The organism is Actinomyces sp. AC-20-1 (assembly GCF_023369555.1).
In the GTDB taxonomy this organism is placed as follows: Bacteria; Actinomycetota; Actinomycetes; order Actinomycetales; family Actinomycetaceae; genus Actinomyces.
The window spans coordinates 1-427 of record NZ_JACJVC010000044.1 but is presented as its reverse complement, the minus strand read 5'-3'; the positions used below and the strand labels follow the sequence as shown (position 1 = coordinate 427).

Annotated in this window: 1 protein-coding gene; it reads right to left on the bottom strand. The window is 52.7% G+C overall.

The window, feature by feature from the left end; all coding sequences use genetic code 11:
* Positions 1–105: 105 nt before the first annotated feature.
* Positions 106–427 (bottom strand): (d)CMP kinase (gene cmk, locus H6X67_RS11670; RefSeq protein WP_075625081.1); only part of this gene is annotated, 322 nt, incomplete at its 5' end.

Below are 427 nucleotides of genomic sequence, written 5' to 3'. Positions count from 1 at the left end.
ATCTTCAGGTTTATATTTAACGTCCACCTGGCTCCATGCCGGATGGGGTTGTTTAACATACCCGCTGTCATTCCATTGCAACGGGGGTACTGCAAATTCGGTCGCTTATGCGAGAGCCAATTTCTGGCGCGCGTATTGTAGCGCTTTTTCAATCACTTGCTCAATGCTTAAGGTGGTGGAATCCAACACTAAAGCATCGGCTGCCGGAACCAGTGGCGCTACCGCTCGGTTACGATCGCGGTCGTCGCGTTCTTTGATCTCGGCCAAAAGGCGCTCAAAGTTAACACTAAAGCCCTTCTCCTGCAACTGTAGCATGCGGCGATGCGCACGTTCTTCCGAGGAGGCGTCAAGGAAAATTTTCACTGGCGCATCAGGGAATACCACCGTTCCCATGTCGCGGCCATCGGCAATCAGGCCTGGTAATTCG